The organism is Frigoriflavimonas asaccharolytica (assembly GCF_013294015.1).
Lineage (GTDB): Bacteria > Bacteroidota > Bacteroidia > Flavobacteriales > Weeksellaceae > Frigoriflavimonas > Frigoriflavimonas asaccharolytica.
The window spans coordinates 22,062-43,600 of sequence record NZ_JABSNO010000017.1; the positions used below are offsets into that span (position 1 = coordinate 22,062).

Annotated in this window: 14 protein-coding genes; 1 reads left to right on the forward strand and 13 read right to left on the reverse strand. The window is 34.7% G+C overall.

What is annotated here, in order from left to right; all coding sequences use genetic code 11:
- Positions 1-145: 145 nt before the first annotated feature.
- From HNQ03_RS11020 to HNQ03_RS11035, 4 genes are all read right to left on the reverse strand, one after another.
- Positions 146-751 carry a hypothetical protein gene (locus HNQ03_RS11020; protein WP_226927497.1) on the reverse strand — a complete coding sequence of 202 codons (606 nt, stop codon included), beginning with the start codon at positions 749-751 and terminating at the stop codon, positions 146-148.
- A gap of 76 nt (positions 752-827) precedes the next feature.
- Positions 828-4,748 carry a CshA/CshB family fibrillar adhesin-related protein gene (locus tag HNQ03_RS11025; protein ID WP_173779739.1) on the reverse strand — a complete coding sequence of 1,307 codons (3,921 nt, stop codon included), beginning with the start codon at positions 4,746-4,748 and terminating at the stop codon, positions 828-830.
- Between the two features lie 41 nt (positions 4,749-4,789).
- Positions 4,790-5,389: a hypothetical protein gene (locus HNQ03_RS11030; RefSeq protein ID WP_173779740.1), complete on the reverse strand. Its 600-nt coding sequence runs from the start codon at positions 5,387-5,389 to the stop codon at positions 4,790-4,792.
- A 404-nt stretch (positions 5,390-5,793) separates the two neighbouring features.
- Positions 5,794-6,027: a hypothetical protein gene (locus HNQ03_RS11035; protein ID WP_173779741.1), complete on the reverse strand. Its 234-nt coding sequence runs from the start codon at positions 6,025-6,027 to the stop codon at positions 5,794-5,796.
- 271 nt (positions 6,028-6,298) lie between these two features.
- On the opposite strand from HNQ03_RS11035, the gene HNQ03_RS11040 reads away from it, so the two are divergent.
- Positions 6,299-7,930 (forward strand): helix-turn-helix domain-containing protein, encoded by a 1,632-nt coding sequence (locus tag HNQ03_RS11040; protein WP_173779742.1) that lies wholly within the window; start codon positions 6,299-6,301, stop codon positions 7,928-7,930.
- Positions 7,931-7,979: 49 nt separating this feature from the next.
- On the opposite strand, the gene HNQ03_RS11045 is transcribed toward HNQ03_RS11040, so the two are convergent.
- The 9 genes from HNQ03_RS11045 to HNQ03_RS11085 form a co-directional block, all read right to left on the reverse strand.
- On the reverse strand, positions 7,980-8,501 hold the full coding sequence (locus HNQ03_RS11045; protein ID WP_173779743.1) for a hypothetical protein: 522 nt from the start codon (positions 8,499-8,501) through the stop codon (positions 7,980-7,982).
- Positions 8,502-8,541: 40 nt separating this feature from the next.
- On the reverse strand, positions 8,542-10,557 hold the full coding sequence (locus tag HNQ03_RS11050) for a hypothetical protein (protein WP_173779744.1): 2,016 nt from the start codon (positions 10,555-10,557) through the stop codon (positions 8,542-8,544).
- A gap of 981 nt (positions 10,558-11,538) precedes the next feature.
- Entirely contained in the window at positions 11,539-12,099 is a 561-nt protein-coding gene (locus HNQ03_RS11055) for a hypothetical protein (protein ID WP_173779745.1), read from the reverse strand.
- 78 nt (positions 12,100-12,177) lie between these two features.
- Entirely contained in the window at positions 12,178-15,381 is a 3,204-nt protein-coding gene (locus HNQ03_RS11060) for a hypothetical protein (RefSeq protein WP_173779746.1), read from the reverse strand.
- A 59-nt stretch (positions 15,382-15,440) separates the two neighbouring features.
- Complete coding sequence (locus tag HNQ03_RS11065; protein WP_173779747.1) at positions 15,441-16,121, reverse strand: hypothetical protein; 681 nt, start codon at positions 16,119-16,121, stop codon at positions 15,441-15,443.
- 294 nt (positions 16,122-16,415) lie between these two features.
- Positions 16,416-16,964, reverse strand: a complete 549-nt coding sequence (locus HNQ03_RS11070) for a hypothetical protein (protein ID WP_173779748.1) — start codon at positions 16,962-16,964, stop codon at positions 16,416-16,418.
- A 79-nt stretch (positions 16,965-17,043) separates the two neighbouring features.
- On the reverse strand, positions 17,044-19,662 hold the full coding sequence (locus HNQ03_RS11075; RefSeq protein WP_173779749.1) for an Ig-like domain-containing protein: 2,619 nt from the start codon (positions 19,660-19,662) through the stop codon (positions 17,044-17,046).
- A gap of 59 nt (positions 19,663-19,721) precedes the next feature.
- The gene (locus tag HNQ03_RS11080; RefSeq protein WP_226927498.1) at positions 19,722-20,141 is read right to left on the reverse strand and encodes a hypothetical protein; all 420 of its coding nucleotides are present in this window, start codon (positions 20,139-20,141) and stop codon (positions 19,722-19,724) included.
- An 851-nt stretch (positions 20,142-20,992) separates the two neighbouring features.
- Positions 20,993-21,520, reverse strand: coding sequence for a hypothetical protein (locus tag HNQ03_RS11085; protein WP_173779751.1), 528 nt, complete (start codon positions 21,518-21,520; stop codon positions 20,993-20,995).
- Between the last annotated feature and the right edge of the window lie 19 nt (positions 21,521-21,539).

Genomic DNA, 21,539 nt, shown 5'->3' on the forward strand with positions numbered 1-21,539 from the left:
TGTTTAAAATCAAAACAGATTTTATTATTTAGCATTGATTGAAGCCTAAATAAGTTGTGCGTACAATTTAACGCAACTTATTAAAACAATAAAATACAACGAAAGTCACCTCGTTTTAAAAGTGACTTTTTCGTTGTAAAATTGGCTACGGTTTCCAGAAGCTCCACTTGCTGCCATTAAATACAGCAAGTCTTTTTCCTCCAGCTTTATTAATGTAAACCATCATTCCTGGAGAAGGGCTTGGAATATTTTGAACATCTGTTACAGTTGGCAGCACCATTGCTTTTGTGGTAGATTCTAAAACCAAGACACCGTCTGCACTACTTGTAGCAGCTCCAATAATTGCTTTCGAAGTTGCTAATTCTGGAGCATCCGCAATTGTAGGTTGAAGAGCCATTACATTTAGACTGGTTAAGTTAGCGTCTTGGCCACTCATATCGAACCAAACAGTACCTGTGTAATATTTCATTCTTGCAGTAGTTGCGGTTGTTGCATCTAAAATAATAGTGCCACCAACTAATGCAGCACCTGTGGGAATTGCTCTTACATAAGGAACGATAATTCCTTTATTTTGACCTGCTGCAAATTCTAACAAAACCGAAGTTTTATCTGTTGCGGTTCCTACAGCATCACCAATGATCACCTGCGCGTTGGCAAGACTTATGGTTAATACTAATGATAATATTGTGAATGTATTTTTAAACATGGTATTTTTATTTTTAATTAGAATTGAATGAATTTGTGATTTCATTATTTTAATTTTTTAAATTATTAAAATAGAGAAGATATTTACATAGAAACATCTTCTCTACTCTCAAGTATTCAATTTATGGACATGTAGCATTATTGAAACAGCTCCAAGCAGTTCCATCGTACACTTTCATACACTTAGATTCGGTATCGAAAGCCATCATTCCTTCTTGTGGAGAAACTATAGCTGTAATCTCCGCCGTGGTCATTCTGGTAATAACAAATCCTTTGATATTAGATTCTAGAACTGTATGTGCAGAAGTTCTCATCATTGGCCAGTTTCCATTATCTTCACCTGCTCTATTTAATAGTGTTACTCCATGTTTAGAATCTACACCTGTTCCTCCTGCTGGATTGTTGTAACAAGCACAAGCATTAATGGCTGGATTTAATGCAGATCCAATTAATTGACCTGCAGTATTGCTATATCCTGCTGGTAGAGGACTTAATTGAGGTAAACCTTGCGCATTTACACAAGCTGAAGAATCATTTTGACACAGGTTAAGCAACACAGATTGATTGTAATAGCCTGATGTAGGTGCAGTTGTTGGTGTAGTTCCATTACCACCTTGCAAAGTACCACCTGCAGCGACCAATCTAGTTTCAGCTATAGTTGCACTACCTTCTATTGCATCTGGACAACCATCATTATCAGAATCTAAGTCTAAATAATCTGGAATCCCATCTCCATCTGTATCTATTGCATTACAGCCAAGGTACACCCCGATTGCTATTCCTTGATGTCCATCTCCTGCAGTGTTGATATCTACAGACAATTTACTTGCACCATTGGTTCTAAATAGCGGCGCTGTTACATTAGCTCCATTAATTCCATTCATATTAATTACTTGAGAACCTAAACCTGATACCGCATAATTTGTTCCTGAACCAACAGTTTCTAAATTAGTCCAACCCGAACCATTGGTAGTAAATTTCATAGATTCTGGCACAAAAGTACCGCCATTAGCATTTAACGATTCGGCATCTGCAATTACATAATCTAATAATTTTCCAAGTGCAGGTGCAGCTAAAGTAATTTCTAAATCAAAAGACACATTACTACCTGTAACATCATTATAAATAGCAGGTTTACTTCCAGTGGGTAAATCATAAGCAACCCATAAATCTGCACCAGGAAATGTTTGCATTGCATTGGCTTTATAACTTGCACCATTTCCAACTACATTAGAAAAGGTTAAAGTTGCAATATTACCTCCTGGAAGCGTGACATTTTTAGTATCTCCATTTTGTATACCATCTGCTAAAATATCTGCCCATGTGAACCAAAAAATATTTGGTTTAAAACCACCATTTCCAGATGTAGAGTTTCCATCTAATAAATTTAAACAACTTTGCTCATTTACATCTGTAATTCCATCATTATCATCATCAATATCATCTGTATCTGGAACACCATCGCCATCTTCATCTCGTAAAACTGTAACTGATAGCGTAGTTGTATCTAAGGCACTTATAGTAAGAAATACTGTTGCCGTAGCAGAGTTTCCGTCTGGATCTTGAGCAATATAAGTGAATTGATCCGTCCCTACATAATTAGCATTTGGCGTGTAAGTAAAAGTATTGTTCGGATTTTTTACAACCGTTCCATTTGATGGCTGTACGAAATTTCCAATATGCAAAACCAAACCTGCAGCTTGAGAATCATTAGTCAAAACATTTAAAACTCTCGCAATATTTCTTCCAACAGTGTAATTATCATCTCTTGCTGCAACTAAAGCATCTTCAAAACCAGAAAGTGCACTAAAACCACCACCACTTGAGATAGAAGTTACCATTGAAACTTGTATAGGAGCAGTAGCTTCTAAAAGATAATTTGTACTAGCGGCTACACTAATATTTAAAACAGATATTCCTGTTATTCCTGGCACTGTTGTAGCGGCAGCAGTATTAATCGCAATGTTTGTTGTTGTACCATTTGCATTTAGACGCGTAAGTTTAAGAGTAGGTAAGGCATTCGTTTTAATAACTACACGTGTAATTGGTCCAGATGCGGCACTCTGAAAACGTACAATTCCAGATCCATCATCTCTAATCGGCGCTACTAAAGATACTCCCGTTTCTCCGCCTACAAGACCTGAAGTTTGGTAAACGTAAATTGGTTCAGTAGCTACAATACTATGTCCTGAATTTGAAGCTCCAGGAACTGCATATTCATATACTTGTCCAGCATTTATTGTAGCTGCCACTACACCATCTGTTGTAATTACTGTATTAGGTTTGGTTCCTATTACACGAATTCTTTCATTACCACTAGATGATCTTGCGATTGCGTAAGATGAACCTATACGATGTGTCGGCACACCTTGATCCCAACCATTTTCACCTGCTCCTGGTGTTGTAACACCAAAAGATCCAGAAGAAAGAGAGATAGGTTTTGTACTTACGACGTGAGCACCAGAAATGCTATTTAATGATGTAGTAGTAGCAGGAGCACGCACTATGTAAGTTTCTCCTGCATTAAGAGTGACATTGATAGTTTGTAATGCAGTTCCTGCAAAATTCCAGGTTGCTCCTGTCGGTACATCAAAAGTAACCATTGTATTATCTTGCGTGGCCATAACAGTAATGAAATCTCCTGTCATAAGAGGATCACCGAACAATCTGAAAGCTCCAGCCATACTCCCTACATAAAAATCTCTACCTAAAGCAGCTTGTCCTTTGGAAGCTAAGAAAGATTGCCATGGACCAACATCTTGTGCTATTTGTACTTGCACATCTGCATTTGCAACCACTTTAATTCCTTTATTTTCAATAGTATTATACAAATGCGACATCCCATGATCTGGTCCCTCTAAAGGATTTCCTGTTGTACAATTATCCATTCTAAAATTGAGGGAACCATTTTTAGTCAGTGTAAAAGGTACATCTGCTGTTGTGAATCCAGGAAAACTAATGACACCTGTGGTTCCAGTAGGACTGTTAGTTGTAATAACTAAATTTATTCTTGAGGTATTATCTTGCCCACCAGTTTGTGGTCTTGCTGATAGATAATGAATTTTAGAAGCTCCAGTATCTTGGTAAACTGTTACTTTTACCGTTGCAGAAGCAGTATGTCCATTGCCATCATCTATTTGATAAGTAAAACTATCTACACCTAAAAAATCGCCAGTTGGTGTATAAGTAACCGTATTATTGGCATTTACAACTACAGTTCCATTGGCAGGAGTAGTCAAAATCGTTACTGTTAATGGATCACCATTAGGATCAAAATCATTGGAAGCAACATTAAGTACAGTAGCAGTAGATTGTGCTACGATATAACTGTCATTGGTTGCCGTAGTTGGTTGTACATTGGTATCTATCGCATAATCAAAAGTATCTGTACCATAAAAAGTAGAAACTGGTGTATAAGTTATGCTTCTATTTGGATTTACTACAGCGGATCCATTTGCAGGAACACCAACTAATATTACCGCATCTGCTGGTACGCCAGTATCATTCGCCAATACATTTACAGTAATCGGTTTATTCTGAGTAATAGATGCCAAATCTGGTACCAAAACTGCAGCTGCAGTCCATAAAGAAAAATGTTTTAGTTTTTCTAAACGGAGGGTGTTGTTTTTGGTATCAATCACAGAATTTTCGTGGGCTTGCCATGTTTTTCCGTTATCTACAGATGAATATAAAATTAATTTATCTTCATCAATACCGTTTAGATCTCTATCATTATAATGAAAGACCAATTCTGCTTCTAGATTAGCGTTATTTTGCGGGTGAATACCTACAACTTTGCCGATGCTGTAAAAATTATTTATTTTTACAGGAGTATCAGATAGTTCTAGTTGGGTATCGCCTAACTGGGTTTTCGATAGAATCGTAACGCCAAAGGTAGACAAGGATTTTTTCTCATTTTTACCAATAAAGGTTGTTTGTGAGATGTTTATATTATTTTGTTGTTTTGCGACTTGTGCAAATAAAGAGCTAGTGAATAGCAACGAGAAAGCTGCTACCAATAATCTTGTGTATAAATTCTTCATTTAAATTTTTCTAAAATTATATTTTTTTTAACTTGACTTGATTAAATAAAATATAAGGTCGGCGGTGCACGAAGTGAAGAATTTCTATACTTACCAAACTGCAAGTAGGAAAGTTGGTAGTAACTGTTTATTTTTTTTTCTTGGCAAAAAATAGGGTAAAACGTTTGGTAAAAAAATCTTTTATCATATAAAGATTTACCTATTGGAACTACTACAGCTAATTTACAAGATTGCAAGCCAACTGGGGTAAGTGAATTTTCATGAAGAAACTGATTTGTAAAAGTAGAAAAATGAGCGAATTTATTTTCACGTTGCTTCTCAACTTTTATTTGCTCTGAAATTGCTTTTTCCTTAATCTCTTTTGCAAAAGGTTTCTTATCATTTTCAGAAATCACCTCACCTTCTACAATAATAGGTTCTACCTGAATGACCACAGATTTTTCTACTGTTGCACTACTATAAACAATAACGCCTGAAGTTATAGTAATCTGGTTGGATGTGGAAACAGGAATTTCTTCCGCTTTAAGTTGTACAGAAAAAAGAATGGAGACAAAAGATAAAACCAGCAAAAAAAACCGTAGAGGAAATTCCCTTTGCGGTTTGTTTTTGTTGAAAATTGAAAAAGATAGATTTTCTACCATATTTTATTTTTTGCTCAATTTTATTCTCATAAAATTTATTATAATGCTTAAATATACGAAATAATATTTGAAAATAGGCGATTATTTCACATTGTTTTAATACATTTTAGCTAATTTCTTATTTTGTCTTAATTTTATGTTAAATAATTGAGGTACAATTATACAAAATAAATCTTATTCAGAAATAATATTTTTTCAGACAATTTTTTATAAGAATTATCAGGTTTTATTGTATAATTTCGACATGTTGTGTATTGCAATATCACATTAGTAGTATATGATTAAGAGAACAGCTATCCTTAACCATTGAACTATCTATTAAAGATGATGCAGCAGACTTTGGTATCGGTGAACCAAAAATACTATTTCGTAAAATAATAGTGAAATGTCATTACATAAGATTATTATTTTCTTGGAGGTGGAACTATTTCTCCGTCCAAATATTTTTTAGGACTTTCAATAGTTTGCACACTATCAACTACTAATTCTTGGCTATATTTTGAAGATTCATGTTTTCTGTTGGTTTCAATTATTTTAATTGTTTGAAGATCTTCAGTGCTCAAGATTTCGTCTTCTTGTCTACAAGATACAGCAGAGATTACCAAAAGGGTTGCGATTGCAAGGCTAAATGTTTTCATAATAATTATATTTTATTGTTGGAGCAAAAGTATCTTATCCTAGACTACTACAGCAAATTTTCGAACTTCTATATCATTAAAAAAGAGTTCTAATTCATTAATTATTTAATTTTCCGTTTATTTTATTTGCTTTATTTTTGCAATATCAAAATCAGACCTCATCTATAAAAATTTATGTGAATTGAAAAAATTTTTTCTTATTCTATTTGTTATCGCAAGTTTTTTCTCTCCCACCAGCAAATTATATTCTCAGAAGTTGATCGTTAAAAATTTGACCTACGAGAAAATTGAGAAAAAAATTGATAGTCTGCAAGACGATAAAGTTCAAGCTTTAAAATTGATTGATTTTTACATAAAAAAATCTAAAAAAGAAAAAAATGATCAATCTTTGGTTTATGCATATAGATATGCAAGCAACTATAATGAAATTCCCAAAAATTTTAAATATGCAGATAGCGCCCTTTTAATTGCAAAAAAATCTGAAGATATACAGCTCCTCACAGATGCATACTTGAATAAGGGGACTATATATATGTATGAAGAATATTATAAAATAGCATTGGACAATATTTTAATGGCCAATAAGTATTCTATGCAATTAAAAGATGATTATACGATCAATAAAACCATCTACTTTATCGCCCAAAACAAAATTTACCTCGGTAATTATGAAGATGCAAACAGCGAACTGAAAATATGTTTGGAATATTTTAAAAAAAACTTGAAAGATAAATCTTCTTTGGGGAAAAACTCTCAAATGTACTATCTCTACTCTATGATGTGCTATTTAGATACCAATTCTAAATTAGGAAAAAATGCAGAAAACAGTGCTTTAGTAAAAGAGACCATAGAATATCTTAAAAAAAACAAGCTAGAAAAGTATATCCCTTATTTTATATCTATTGAAGGTACGGATGCATTCTACAACAACAATTATCCTCTTGCAATTTCTAAACTGCAGAAAGCATTGAACTCCTACGATGACCAGTGGGGACACATCACAGAAATTTATTACATCGGTCTGTCTAATTGGAAATTGGGAAAACAAGATGTTGCCGTAAAATACCTAGAAGAGATAGATAAGGAATATGAAAAGAAAAGAAAAATAAGTCCAGAATTTCGCCCTGCTTATGAACTTCTTATTAAATATAATGATTCTATAGGCAATAAGGATAAGCAATTGGAGTATATTAACAAACTTATGCTTCTTGATAAATCTTACATAAAAAACTACACCTACCTCTATTCTAAAATAAATAAGGAATACGATACCCAAAAATTATTGCAAGAAAAAAACCGAATAGAGAGATCTCTACACAGAACTACGATATTAACGGTGTTACTTCTTATTATAATTTTAATAATTTGTATAGGCGGCTATAAATTTTACGAAGTTCGAAAAACTTATAAAGTACAATTTAACGATATTTTCAATGGAAATTTCCGGAAAAATAAGACACCTATCACGGTAATATTAGAAGAGCCCGACATTGAAGATGAACCAAAAGTGGAGGAAATAGAATTCTACAACAAAATACTATCTATAAAACCAAATATGGTAAAGAAGATTCTTACTAAATTAGAAAAATTTGAGGAGGAAAATAAATTTACCGACGCACAACTTTCTATAAAATCACTTAGCGAAGATTTTGGTACCAACTATGTTTATTTATCCAAGATCGTTAATGTATATCGTGGCAACAATTTTAATATTTACATCAACGATTTGCGGTTAGAATATGCGATAGAACTTTTGAAGGAAAAGAAATACCTATATTTAGATATCAAGGAGCTCGCTGCTATTTCTGGTTTTTCTACACCTAATAGTTTTTCTTCCAATTTTGTGCGCAAATTTAAAATGAAACCATCCTACTTTATCAAACTTCTTAAAAATAAAGTATAGTTTATTTCATTAATTGATTTTATCTACAAGATTAAAAATTTAGCCTAAATTAAATTCCTGTCCAAAACGACCAAACAGTACCGTTGAAAACTGCAAATTGTTTGGTATTTGGGTCGTAAACCATCATACCTGGAGAAGGATTAGGAATATTGAGGTGTGCATCTGCTACTATTGGTAAAATCATGGCTTTGTTGGTATCTGATAATACTAAAATACCTGCAGTAGTATCTGTATTGGCATTAGATCCAATCACAGTTTTGGCAGTAGGCACATCTGTAAGTGCATCTTGCAAAGTGGTATTTGCAAAACCATTTCCATCTATGGAAAAATCTTTCCAACTTGCATTTAGCTTTACTTTTATTTTAAAATCTGCAGCATCATAAATTACTGTACCAAGTACTGCATTTGTTACACTATTTTGAGAGGAAACCCACGGTAGAATAATTCCTTTGTTCCCTGTACCAAATTCTACAGAAACAGAATTATTGGTGGTGGTAGTTTTTCCTATTGCTACTTGTGAATAGATACTGCTAGATATAAAAAGAGCGATGATTATAATTGATTTGCGCATTAATTTAAATTTTAAATAATTTATAAAAGATAGAATATTTCTAAGGACAAGTTTGATTGCTAAGACACTTCCAACCTGCAGAAGTTCCCGTGGTATTTATTTTTAAGCAATCTGCTTGTATATCAAACACCATCATACCTTCCACTGGATTGGGAATAGCTATTACTTGCGCTGTAGTTTGTATTCTATTTACTACAAATCCTTTTGTTTTGGCCTCCATTGCAGTCCATCCACTTTGTCTCACCATTGGCCAATTGCCATTGTCTGCACCAGCTCTAGCTAATGCTGTAATACCATGTTGAGTAGGATATAGATTTCCATCTTTAAGAGCAGGTTTGTAGCATGCTCCACAGATAGTAACGTTTTTTGAAGTACTAGATATTGTACCATTGCCTCCACTTGTAGCACCATTTGCAGGAAATTCTGTAACAGAAAAAGAAGTACTAAGACCATTTAAACCTCCCGTAGAATTTTTGATAGAAGCATCTACAGTAGCATTGATAATAGCTACTACTCCACCACCTCCACCTCCACCTGGGCTTTCAGCTTCATTAGAATTGATCAATTGGTCTCCACCTTTACCTCCGTTTGCTCTTACTACAGCGGCATTTACTATTTCTATGGTTTGTATAAGCACAGTACCACCACCGCCACCTCCTCCAGGTGCATCATTACCTGCTCCAACAGTATTAAGTGCAGCTTCTCCATTCGCAGTGAATGTACCTGTACCAGAAATTTTGTTTAAATTCATTACTAGAACTATTCCACCTCCATTTGCTGCTCTTTGATGGGCATTATTATTTCCATCTCCAGCTCCACCGCCACCTCCGAAAAACAGCTGCTTTTGTATGCCAGAAGTAGTAAGTGGTCTACCGCCAAGTCCGCCCGCAACATCTCTTCTATCTGCTCCCCACGCATCTTGCACTACATTAACAGCAGGAATACCAGGAGCAATAAAATTTGCTGGGTAAGATGGTCCAATTAAGCAAGCATCCGCATTTACGCTGCTATAACTGTATCCACCTCGACCACCACCAGCAGAATTTGTGAGTGCGTTTGCATTTGCAATATAATCTGGATCCAATGCCCAAGCACCAGGAATTCCGCAGGTACCAAAACTATTCATCACTCCCGCACCACGGAACCAATTTGCTGCAATACCACCATTAGCACCACCTCCACCAGAAGCATTGTGGGCGTTTCCACCACCACCACCATTTGCTGGTGCTCCGCGGCCATATCTTCCACCCAAAGCATCATATTCTGAAGAATATCCTGCTATACTTTCACCTTTTTCAGCAGATATATTGGAACTTGTAGTTACAAAATCTGTATAGAAATTAGCATTAGCACCAGATGTATTATTATCGGTTTCTCCACCTCTAAAACCTGCACTATCTGCATTGATAGTACCATTATTTACTAAATTATTAGATAAAATAGTATTTATCCCTCCTCTCCGTCTTTCAACTGCTGCTGCATTTGCACCTCCAAAATTTGCAGATCCCCAAGGTACAGTAACTATAGAACCAGTAGCAGTAACAGTGAGCGTATTATATTGTGGAACTCTTACCACCTGCACATGGTTTGCAATTGCATAAGAATTGGTAACAGCGCAAGATAAATTAATTGTATTTCCTGCAACGCTTACCACTCTTGCATATTCATAATTACCTGCACCATTGTAAGAAGTTATTGCTCCATAATCAATAGTATTAGTAGTATTTATTATGGCACCTTGCACTTGGTAAATCATTATTAAATCTCCTGTAGAAAGAGCGTTACTAGAGTATGATGCAGCATTTGAAACAAAACCAGTGAGGTAAGTACTGCCATCTCTATTTAAATCGGCTATATTTGATACACTAAAGCTGGTAGCACCTGCTGCAATATTAGCCGCAGGTTTTGCATACCTATTTAAAACAGTATTGCTTGTTGATAATGTAAGATTGCCATCTTTTCCTGCCTGAGCAAAAAATGTTGAGCAGGTGAATAATACCAAAAAAGCATAAAACTTATGTGCTTTTTTACTACTAAAAAATAAATATAATTTCATAAGAAAATTTTTATATCTGAATTTTGTAAATTTAAATAAGTGGATTAAAGGATTTTAATCGGCCGCAAAGTAAACACGAATTGGCTCCGAATCCAAAATAATAACAATGTTCTATTGATAAAGCCAAATTGTTTGTTGTTTGGATCATTTAACGTCATTTTCATCAACTGTTTTTATATAATTGATGGAAACCATCGCCATTACAATGGCAAATTTGCGCGTATTTCGTTAAATCTGTATGCCTCTTTGAGGAAAAAAAGTGTGAATATTAAGTTCATGGAATTACAATTTGAAGTATATGATAATTTAACCTTAAAAAAACATACGAAATAGAAAATTAAAAAGTTTAAAGGTAGTATAAATAACATAAGTATACTAATTTTAACTTAATAGTACAATATTTTACTATTATTGAGCGCATTCATAGATTTAAAGTCATAAGCTTTCCATATTTTTTAGCGGTAAAAAAATAACAATCTGTAGCAGTGAATTTTTAAAATCATTGCTACTCGAAAAGGCTAAGTTTCGAGAGATATTCATAAATAAAAAAGAACATAAAACTAGCAGATAGTAAAATAACGTATAGAGAGATAGCAGAAAAATGAGCTTTAGCCAAAAGCAGTATTTGAATATAGAGATAAGTATTCACAAAATTAAATGTGGAAAATAGAAATGGCTTGGTACTTTTTTTTATAACACGATTTGAAGGAAGATAAAATATTTATGCAGTAACTTTTACATAATTTGAAAAAACAAAACACAACTTTTATGTAAATCTAAATTAAACTAAAAACTGCATAATTGCCGCTTTACCTTATAGGTAAGCGGTTTTTTTTGATAAGATTATGATTTTTTCGAATAATTATACTAGCTATTTCTTAATACTGTATTATGAAAATTCATATTGACAGGTCATTCAAAAAAAAAACCGCCTGCTAAATTAACAGGCGGTTGTCTTAAGTATTTTAATGTATATATCTTTTACGGTTTCCAAAAAGACCACTTAGCTCCATTGTAAACTGCCAAACGTTTTGCGCCCGCTTTGTTTACGTAAACCATCATTCCTGGTGAAGGACTTAGAATATTTTGCACATCTGCTACTATTGGCAAAATCATCGCTTTCGTGGTAGATTCTAATACCAAAACGCCATCTGCAGAACTGCTGGTTGCACCAATGATGGCTTTTGAGTTTGCTAATTCTGTGATAGAAGCTGGCTGTTCTGTTGCAAAATTGGCTAAAACTGTGCTGCTGTTTAAATTCGCGTTTTGGCCACTTAAATCTACCCATCCTTTTACAGCTCCAGCGTAATATTTTACTCTAGATGTTAAAGGTGTGCTTGCATCTAGAAGTATCGTACCTTCTGTAGGTGCTGTCGGGATTGTTCTTACATAAGGCAAAATAATTCCTTTATTTTGTCCTGTTGCAAAATCTAATAACACAGAGGTATTTATATTTGTAGATCCAGTTGGTCCACCGATGATTACTTGTGCATTCGCGCCGTTTATTATTGCTAAAAATAGTGTTGCTATTATTTTTTTCATTGTTTTTATATTTAAGAATTAAAAAGAGAAAGACTTTTCATCATTAAAAAAGAAAAGCCTCCCCTTATATTAAAAATATTATGGACAAGTTGGCGTTACGAAACAACTCCAAGTGCTGCCATCATATAATTTAAGACATTTGGCTACCGTGTCATATACCATCATTCCATCTTGTGGAGATATAATATTTGTAATCTCAGTCGTTGTCGCTCTGGTAATTACAAAACCTTTTGTGTTAGATTCTAAGGCTGTGAAACCTGATTTTCTAATCATTGGCCAGTTGCCATTGTCTGCACCTGCTTTTTGTAATAAAGTAATTCCGTGTTTGGTATCTACACCTGCTGCTGCTGTGTTCGCTGGATCGTAGCAGAAACATGCATTTATAAGGGCGTTTGTGGAAGTTCCAATTCCTTGTCCAGTTCCTGCGATGGTTGGTATACCATTAGTTGTAGCTGTGCTTCCTACGGTATTTCCTAGATTTAATAGTACAGACTGATTAAAAGTTCCTGAGGTTGGTGCCGTAGCCGGATTTACTCCATTTCCACCTTGCAAAGTTCCTGCGGAAGCAACCAAAGAAGTTTTTGGAATGGTAGTATTGCCGCCTTCTGCAGCATCTGGACAACCATCATTATCAGAGTCTAGGTCTAAAATATTTGGAATACCATCTCCGTCTTTATCACATACCACTTTTATAGGTAACCTAGTATCGTCTAAGATTATTTCACCATTTCCATCACTATCGCCATATAAATACATTCTTACTTTGTAAGAACTATTTGGCATCAAAGAAATGACATTTGTAGGGTTTAATGTTCTGATTATATGCAGTGTCCGATTTCCGAATACAATTGGCCCGGCTATAATTCTGGTGTTCATATCTAGAGCACTTCCATACTGGCGAGTACTAAATACTACTGTGTTTGTTACAAAATTATCATTACTAATTCGCACTTCATAATTGAAATTACCTGCTATAGGCAAGCCAGAATCTCTATCTGTCCAATGTGAATATTCAAATCTATCTAAGTACGTTGGCTCTACAAAGGCACCTGTAGTAAATGCCCATTGAACGTAATCGTTGTTCGTTATAGCTCCTGCAAGTGTACTTTGATCCGCGCCATTAAATTGTAATGATGTTACTAATCCGTAAGCTGTTCCAAGTACCGCTGTATTGGAACCTCCAATACTTTGGCCATCGTTCGAAGCAATATACAAACCATCTGCCCAATCATCTGTACCACCAGGTATTGTTATACTACCATTGTTGTTTCCATAGTTCCCGACAGCCGATCCATTGGTAGGACTTGCTGCAGACATTGGCATAGGACATTCAACAGTGTCTAAAATACCATCATTATCATCATCTAAATCACAGAAATCTGAAATCCCATCACCATCAGAATCTGGATTGGCAGCTGTGATTGCACACGGATCAACGCAAGCATTGATTGCTGTATTTTGTGAAGATCCTAATGCTTGTCCCGTTCCAGCTAATGTAGGTACACCATTTGTAGTGGGTGTTGTTCCAACTGGACCTGGTAGATTTCTAATTATTGGTAAATTATATGTTCCACTTGTAGCACCAGAATTTCCTCCTGGCATTGTAGAATTTGTTAAATTTCCATCTAGAAAGCTTCCACCTCCTTCTATTGCATCTGGACAACCATCGTTGTCGGAATCTAGATCTAAATAATCTGGGATTCCATCTCCATCGGTATCGTTACATCCTTTTATAAAGACGTTGTCTAAAATCCAATCATCTAAGCCAGCAATATGTCTAAATAGTAATGGTGCTGCAACTCCAGGATCTGGTACAAATACACTAACAGTACCCATAATATTTTGCACTAAGCTATTTGGTGTACCATAAGCACCATTCATATAAGTAATGGTTACAGGATCAGTTCCTGAAGTTGGATTATAAATGGATGCATAAATAATTCCATTAAATTCGACTTGAAAAGTTGCATCATTACCTGGTGAGGCATTTCCGTTACTTGGTCTTAAGTCAAATTTTATTTCTAATTCGCCTGTTAAACTAAAAGTATTAGGTATCGTTTGACTTAATGTTTGAATGGTGTTATTTTGATCTATAACGACAACACCGGATACAAATTGCCATCCTCCTGAACTTGTCCAGCCAGTTCCTGCAGCGGAGAAATCTCCGTTAGTAACTGCATTTATTCCTGAACATTCCACAGTATCTAAAATACCATCATTATCATCGTCTAGATCATTAATATCTGCTATTCCATCGCCGTCACTGTCTGCGTTTATCGTTATTTTTACGGTAGTGGTAGTACAAACAGTAGATGCATTAACGGAACATAATCTATATTGTATATTATAAACACCTACGGGTACTGTATTTGCAACAGAAATCTGCCCTGTGCCATTATTTAGGCTTATTCCTGCTGGCCAAGTTCCCACTATCACTACTGTGGAATTTGCAGAAGTTGCTGGTACGTTATCTATGGTATCGTTTGCTCTTACACTTCCTGTAGAAAAGTTTGTATTGACCACTCCAGAATAGGAATCAGGTTTTGGAATAACGATATCAGGACAAAGCTCCATAACGAATTCTATACCATCTGCACCACCACCATCAGCACCAATACCTCTAGCTGTAAACGTCAACGTCGTAAAACCATTTCCGCTGGTATCACTGAAGCCAAGAGTACCTGCTCCAGTTCCCGTTGCATCCGCTGTAGCTTCTGCAGAGGTTGCTCCCGTGATAAAAGGAGTTCTAAAAATTTTGTTCCCAACTACCTCAAATTGTGGGTTTCCAGAAAGACGCGTCATAGTAACAGATGGCGATGTAAATGTGAACTCTGTAGAATTCGTCACACCTGCATCTATTCCCCCTAATCTATCTAAATGCAATTTAAATTCTTTTATAGGTCTGCTGAAAGTTATAGTAAACTGTCTTGTACCTGAATCTATTGTAGCATCTGTACCAACCTCAGGTGTGGAATCCCAAAAAAACACAAATTCAAGAGAGTTGCTTCCTGCAATACTTGCTGGAGACCAGAAGTTGGTAGTATTGAAGGTACCATTTGGCGTATAGCTCATAGCTGTAGGAGATTTTCCTGCCTCCGGAATGTCCTGCGTGGCCATACTTACCGTTACTCCGCTTATTGTATTACTACGAGGCTCGCCAGTACCTGCAGCTCCATTCCAAGTACCACTTTTTCCAAGGGTACATTGTGCTTGTAAAACTCCACTACCTATAAAAAGCAGTAAAGTAGCTATTATTAGATTTTTAGTAAATTTATTATTCATTTTAATTATTGCTATTTTTTATTTAAAAGATAGTCCTATTAAGACTACATAAGTACACTTCATGAAATAACAAAAAATGGTGGTGCACGAGATGATGAATTACCGTATTTATGAAATGGTAAATACAGAAATGAGGCATAGAATTTTTGCTTCTCTTTTTCTTCAAATCCACCGTAAATATGAGAATTTGCAAAAATTGCTTTCTGAAATTTCACGGAAGAAGATATACCATTTCCAATAGCTTCTATATTTCTTTTTCTAGTGGAAGGGTTTAAATCTGAAGAAATTGGATGGTTGAATGTAGCAAAATGAGCGGTTTCAGCAACATGCTTTTGCTGTTTTTCTAGTGCTTCTTGCTCTTTTTGTTTTATTTGTTGAATTTCTGATGCTAGAGATTTTTTGCCAAATTTATTAGATTTTTTTTCTGTAGCTGCTATTTTCTCAATTGTATAAGACGCCTTGATATAGGATGTTTCTTCTTCAATTATCATTTTTGCATTGCCAGCAAGATACACATTTGCAACATTCTTGAGCTCAGCGTTTTCTGTTGAAATAGCTTTTTTTGCTTCTGCGTTTTTCGCTTCTGTTTTTTTTCCCTGCACAATAATCTTTGCATCGCCTGAAATAAAAATTTGAGCAAAAGACATGGAAAAATTCATTAAAAAAAGAAAGGAAAACACTCTTATGGAAGATTTCATCCCAAAAACACTTCTAGTATTTTGATTTGTGTAGTCTAACAAACATTTTTTTTTGAATATTGCAAGAAGATGCAAATTAGAATAAAAAACGAGAATGAACCTCCGCAGCAAAAGCAACTTGTGAGTAGAGAGGTAAAGCGTTATGCTTTTCATTAAAATTGTTATTATGTAAATTTACATAAAAATTATGAAGTATAAATAAAATAAAAAAATGTAAGCATTTTTAATACAGCTTATTGCATCAAAGATTGATGTATTTTTCTTCACATATAAATTTAAATTAACAAAAAAAATCACTCCTTTCGAAGTGACTTATTAAATTGTTTCATTAAATTCTTACGGTTTCCAAAAACTCCACTTGCTACCATTGTAAACTGCCAAACGTTTTGCGCCTGCTTTGTTTACATAAACCATCATTCCTGGAGATGGACTTAAGATATTTTGTACATCTGCTACTATTGGTAAAATCATCGCTTTGGTGGTAGATTCTAATACCAAAACGCCATCTGCAGAACTGCTTGTTGCACCAATGATAGCTTTTGAGTTTGCTGTTTCTGGTGCTATTGCTGCTGTTGGCTGACTTGTCAAGATTGTGGTTAATACGGCATCTTGCCCGCTCAAATCTACCCAAGTGGTTCCGTTGTAGTATTTCATTCTAGCTGTTGCAGCTGTAGTTGCATCTAGTATAATGGAACCTGGTACCAAAGCTGCTCCAGTTGGTAGTGTTCTTACATAAGGTACAATGATCCCTTTGTTTTGGCCGGCTGCAAATTCTAATAAAACAGAGGTTTTTACTGCCGCTGTTCCTGTCGCATCTCCTAAGATTACTTGGGCGTTTATACCACCTACAATCGTGAGTGCGAGTATCGTTAATATTTTGTTCATTTTATTTTAAATTAATGATTAAAAATGAAGGTATTTGTAACATTTAATTATAAATACCTTCTTCTAATGTTTTACAAGATTACGGGCAAGTTGGCGTTTGGAAACAACTCCATACTGTTCCGTCGTACAATTTCAAACAATTAACGGTGGTATCGTATACCATCATCCCGTCTTGCGGAGAAACAATGGCGGTAATTTGTGCAGTTGTCATTCTAGTTATTACAAATCCTTTCACGTTCGATTCCAAAACTGTGTGTGCAGATTTTCTTGCCATTGGCCAATTATCTAGAGAACCTGGACTTTCGCCAGCTCTTTTCAACATTGTAATTCCATGTTTGGCATCTACACCTGTTGCTAAAGTGTTAGAAGGATTGTAGCAGAAACATGCATTAATCAAGGTGTTTGTAGAAGAACCTAACGTTTGACCCGTAGTATTGCTATATCCTGTAGGTAAGGTAGTAAATTGCGGCAAACCTTGCGCATTAACGCATGTTGTACAAATATTTTGCAAAACAGCTTGGTTGAAAGTTCCATTTGTAGGTGGTGTTGTAGGATTTACACCATTTCCACCTTGTAGCTCTCCCGCTGCTGTAAGTAATGACGTTTTTGGAATTTTTGCACCGCCTTCTCCAGCATCTGGGCAACCATCGTTATCTGAATCTAGGTCTAGATGATTTGGAATTCCATCGCCATCTATATCGCAAATTCCGATACTATATACAAAATTGTCTATTCCATGTGGATCTCTTGCTGTAGAAACTATTGTTCCACTTTCTAATCTGTGTACAATTTTAACTTGAGTGATTGGCGTATTTGATATAAAACCAAATGTATCTTCTATATTGTTACCAGCTATTATGGATCCCATAGTTGCACCAGCACCATTGCGAAGAGTTAAATCTCCAGATAAATCATCTCCTAGGAAAAAACCATTCACACCGGTAACTACAACTCCATTTACTTGGACTTCGTAAGTACTTTTAGGGTCTCCACTGGTTAAAGTGTCAAATATATCTACTAAATCAAAACTAAAAGCTTTTACGGGATTTGTAAAATTAACAGTTACCGTATAACTATCTCCAGCTACACCAGATTGGTAAGGAAATACAAAAGCTCCAAGTGCACCAGTTCCTGCATTTCCTGAAATAAATACATTATCAGTGGTCGTTCTAAACTCGTCATTATTAGTTGGCGTAGCATAGCTCGCCTCATAAGTCATATTACCATTGGCAAATGATACTGTACTTGCAGAAGCTGAACCAGGACCTGTGTTTCCTGTAGCTGTAAATTCATTGCTATCTAAAACTGCTAATTGAAGACCTTTATTTAATGCTGCTCTTTGGAAACCGGATTCTATATATCCTTGCGCATTCGTATTGTTTCCAACAACGAAGACCTCATAGCCATTCGATTGAAAGGTGATAGCATCTGATTGCGGTGCAATAACACCTGCAATAGACGGACATTCTACCGTATCTAAAATACCATCATTATCATCATCAATATCATTAATATCAGAAATTCCATCTCCGTCTGTATCTTGTACAACTGTGATATTAACCGTTGCAGTATCACAAACTGTTTGATTCGGTAGGCATAATTGATACTGAAATGAAACAGTACCTACAAAATTTGTAGCAGGAGTAAATTGAAAAGTACCATTGGGATTGAATGCCAAAGTACCACTTGTCGGTCCTGTACCACTTACTAGACTGTAGATAGAATTTGCCGGGGCAGAATCATTTGTTGCTACATTTCCTGAATAAATATTATCTTTAGGAGCTTCAAAATTATCATTTACTGCATAAGACTGCAGTATGAAAAATTTACCATCACCATGATCTGATGTTGCAGCTGTAATTTGAACTTTGGTAACGCTTGAACCTGTAGGAGCAACAGAATCTAAATAAAATAAAGCGATACCGATAGTTCCATTCGTTTCTAAAACACGATCTACCAAATAATAATCTGAATTAGCATTTGGAACATTCACAGCTCCTACTGTACCTAAACTACTGCTACTACCTGTACCTCCATGTCCAAATAGCGTAGAAGTTGGATTTACAAAAGTTTCTCCTAGAGATTGCTCTGCACCTCCTCCTGCCGGAATACCAAAAACTTCTATATGAAAACAATTGTTGGCATTTCTTTCTGTGATGGCAATGATACCTCCGCTATTAGAAGGAATTGCAGGACTATAAAATAATGTTTGCCTTTGCGTAGTGGTATTTGCATGTACTGCAGGAAAATCATTGCAAAGATTTACGCCATTACTGCTAGATGTAAAATAATAATTTAAATTTTTACTTTGAAAAGCTGATAAAGCCTCAGAGTTCCAAGTTGCGCTACCGTAATCGCCTACGAAAGGAATTGGTGTAGGTCCACTTCCGTTAATATCACTTAAACCGTTATTTCTTTTAATGGCATTTGCATCATGACCATTAGGTCCCAAATTTGTCAATTGATATCCAGTAGGAACAGTAAATAAAGAATACACTTTACCATTTACCGTAAAACTTTTTATCGTTGCAGGCAAATTATTATTTGGCGTACCATTAACTATTTGAGAGTCTTCCCACTGGAATGTTACTCCAGATTGTATACTCGGTGAATTTTGCTGAGCACTCGTAAAAAATAGTGCGAAAAGAAGCAGAAATACTGCGTTTTTCTTTTTTAGAATATATAATATATTTTGCATTTTTTTAATTTTTTGATTCAATTTTCTTTGAATTTGTTTTATTGTGTGTTGCTATTTTTTCAAATAAAATAATTTGGTGGCGCTCGTAGAGAAAACCATTGCACAACTTTCGTTTGTAGATTAAAAAATTTATTTAAGAATTTATGTTTTTCTAAGCAAAAGGTTCCATCTTCAATATTAACCTGAAAAGAACTTTCTTTTATTGAGAATTTTTTACAATTAACAATCGTATTAAATTTTCCAAATTTATATCTGGTTAAAAGATCGTTTTGCAATTCAGCATCTTTTATATAAAGTAGCGTGCGCAGTGTTTTAGTTTGTAGCTGTTTTGCTTCTTTACCTTTCGTAGCTTTTTTACCATCTGCATTATTAGATTTTATTTTGGCTTTTTTCGAAGTTTTAGCGATTATTGTTTTTTCAATTCTTTTTATATGAGAGATTGTATCTGCATAATAATAAGATTCTCCAACAATTGTCACGTCACTAGAAATTTGAATCCCGTTCTCCTCGGATTGTGGTAATTGTGGGTTTTCTTTTGCCGAATAGGATGATACTGAAAAAATTAAAAAACAGAATGCGAAAAAGCGTGTAGAAAATCTACGCGATGTAATATTAGAGATTGATGTTAATAAAAGTAAAATTTTTTTCAAATTTATTTTATATGGTTATAATTGCGAATAATTAATCGCGCCGCAAATGTAGTAAAAGTATAATAATTGCTAATTTCGTAAATTAGAACCCAATTTATACCATTATTTTTTATAAATTAATAAATAAATACGACTAAAATTACAAATAATTCAAAAATGATTAATTATTAAAACAAATGACAAAAAATAAAATATATGCAAAACTCTCTACTTTTTTGGTGTTTTAATAATTTGTTCTTTTTTTAAACATTATGTCTCATATTTAGCAACAATTTGTTTATTTGGTTCAACCTATTATTTACTATATAAACCTCATCATTTTTTATAATTCAAGAATTTACATCCTTTTAATTATGGAGAAAACCTTAATTAATTAATCTTACCTATGATTGTATTTAAACACGATTATCAATTACTTATAATTAAATTTTAAAGGTTTCAATTTTATCAAATTGGTATTTATTAGTATTCTCTTATTTGCTCTTTTGTATTTTGATATTTGCAAGATTCATGCAAGGAACTCTGTAATTACCTTTATTTTTGTAGACATATATCTACAAATCAATACATTAGTCTATTTAATGAAACAACAAAAAACCGACTCAGAAGTGAATCGGTTTTTGTTGAAAAAAGTACTATTATTTCTACTTTTCTATTATCTCAATTGTATTATCTTATCATTACGGAGCCCAATAAGACCATTTTGCTCCATTAAAAACGGCGAGTCTTTTCCCACCCAATCTGTTTATGTAAACCATCATACCTGGAGATGGATTTGGTACATCTTGCACATTGCTTACAGTAGGTAGAACCATGGCTTTTGTGGCAGATTCTAAAACCAAGACACCATCTGCTGTACTTGTAGTTGCGCCTATAATACTTTTTCCAGTTTCTGTGATAGATATTGGCTGATCTGCTAAAGCAGCGGTTACATCTGCATCTTGACCGCTTAAATCTTTCCAAGTACCATTGTAGTATTTCATTCTTGCAGCATTTGGATTGCTTGCATCCAACAAAATGGTTCCTTCTGTTGGAGCTACAGGCAATACCCGTACATAAGGTAAAATAATACCTTTATTTTGGCCGGCTGCAAATTCCAACAATACGGAAGTTTTTACGGTTGCAGTTCCTACAGCATCTCCGATGATTACTTGCGCATTTGCAAAACTTATTGTTGCTAAAAATATCGTTAATATTAATTTTTTCATTGTATATCTTTTTTAAATA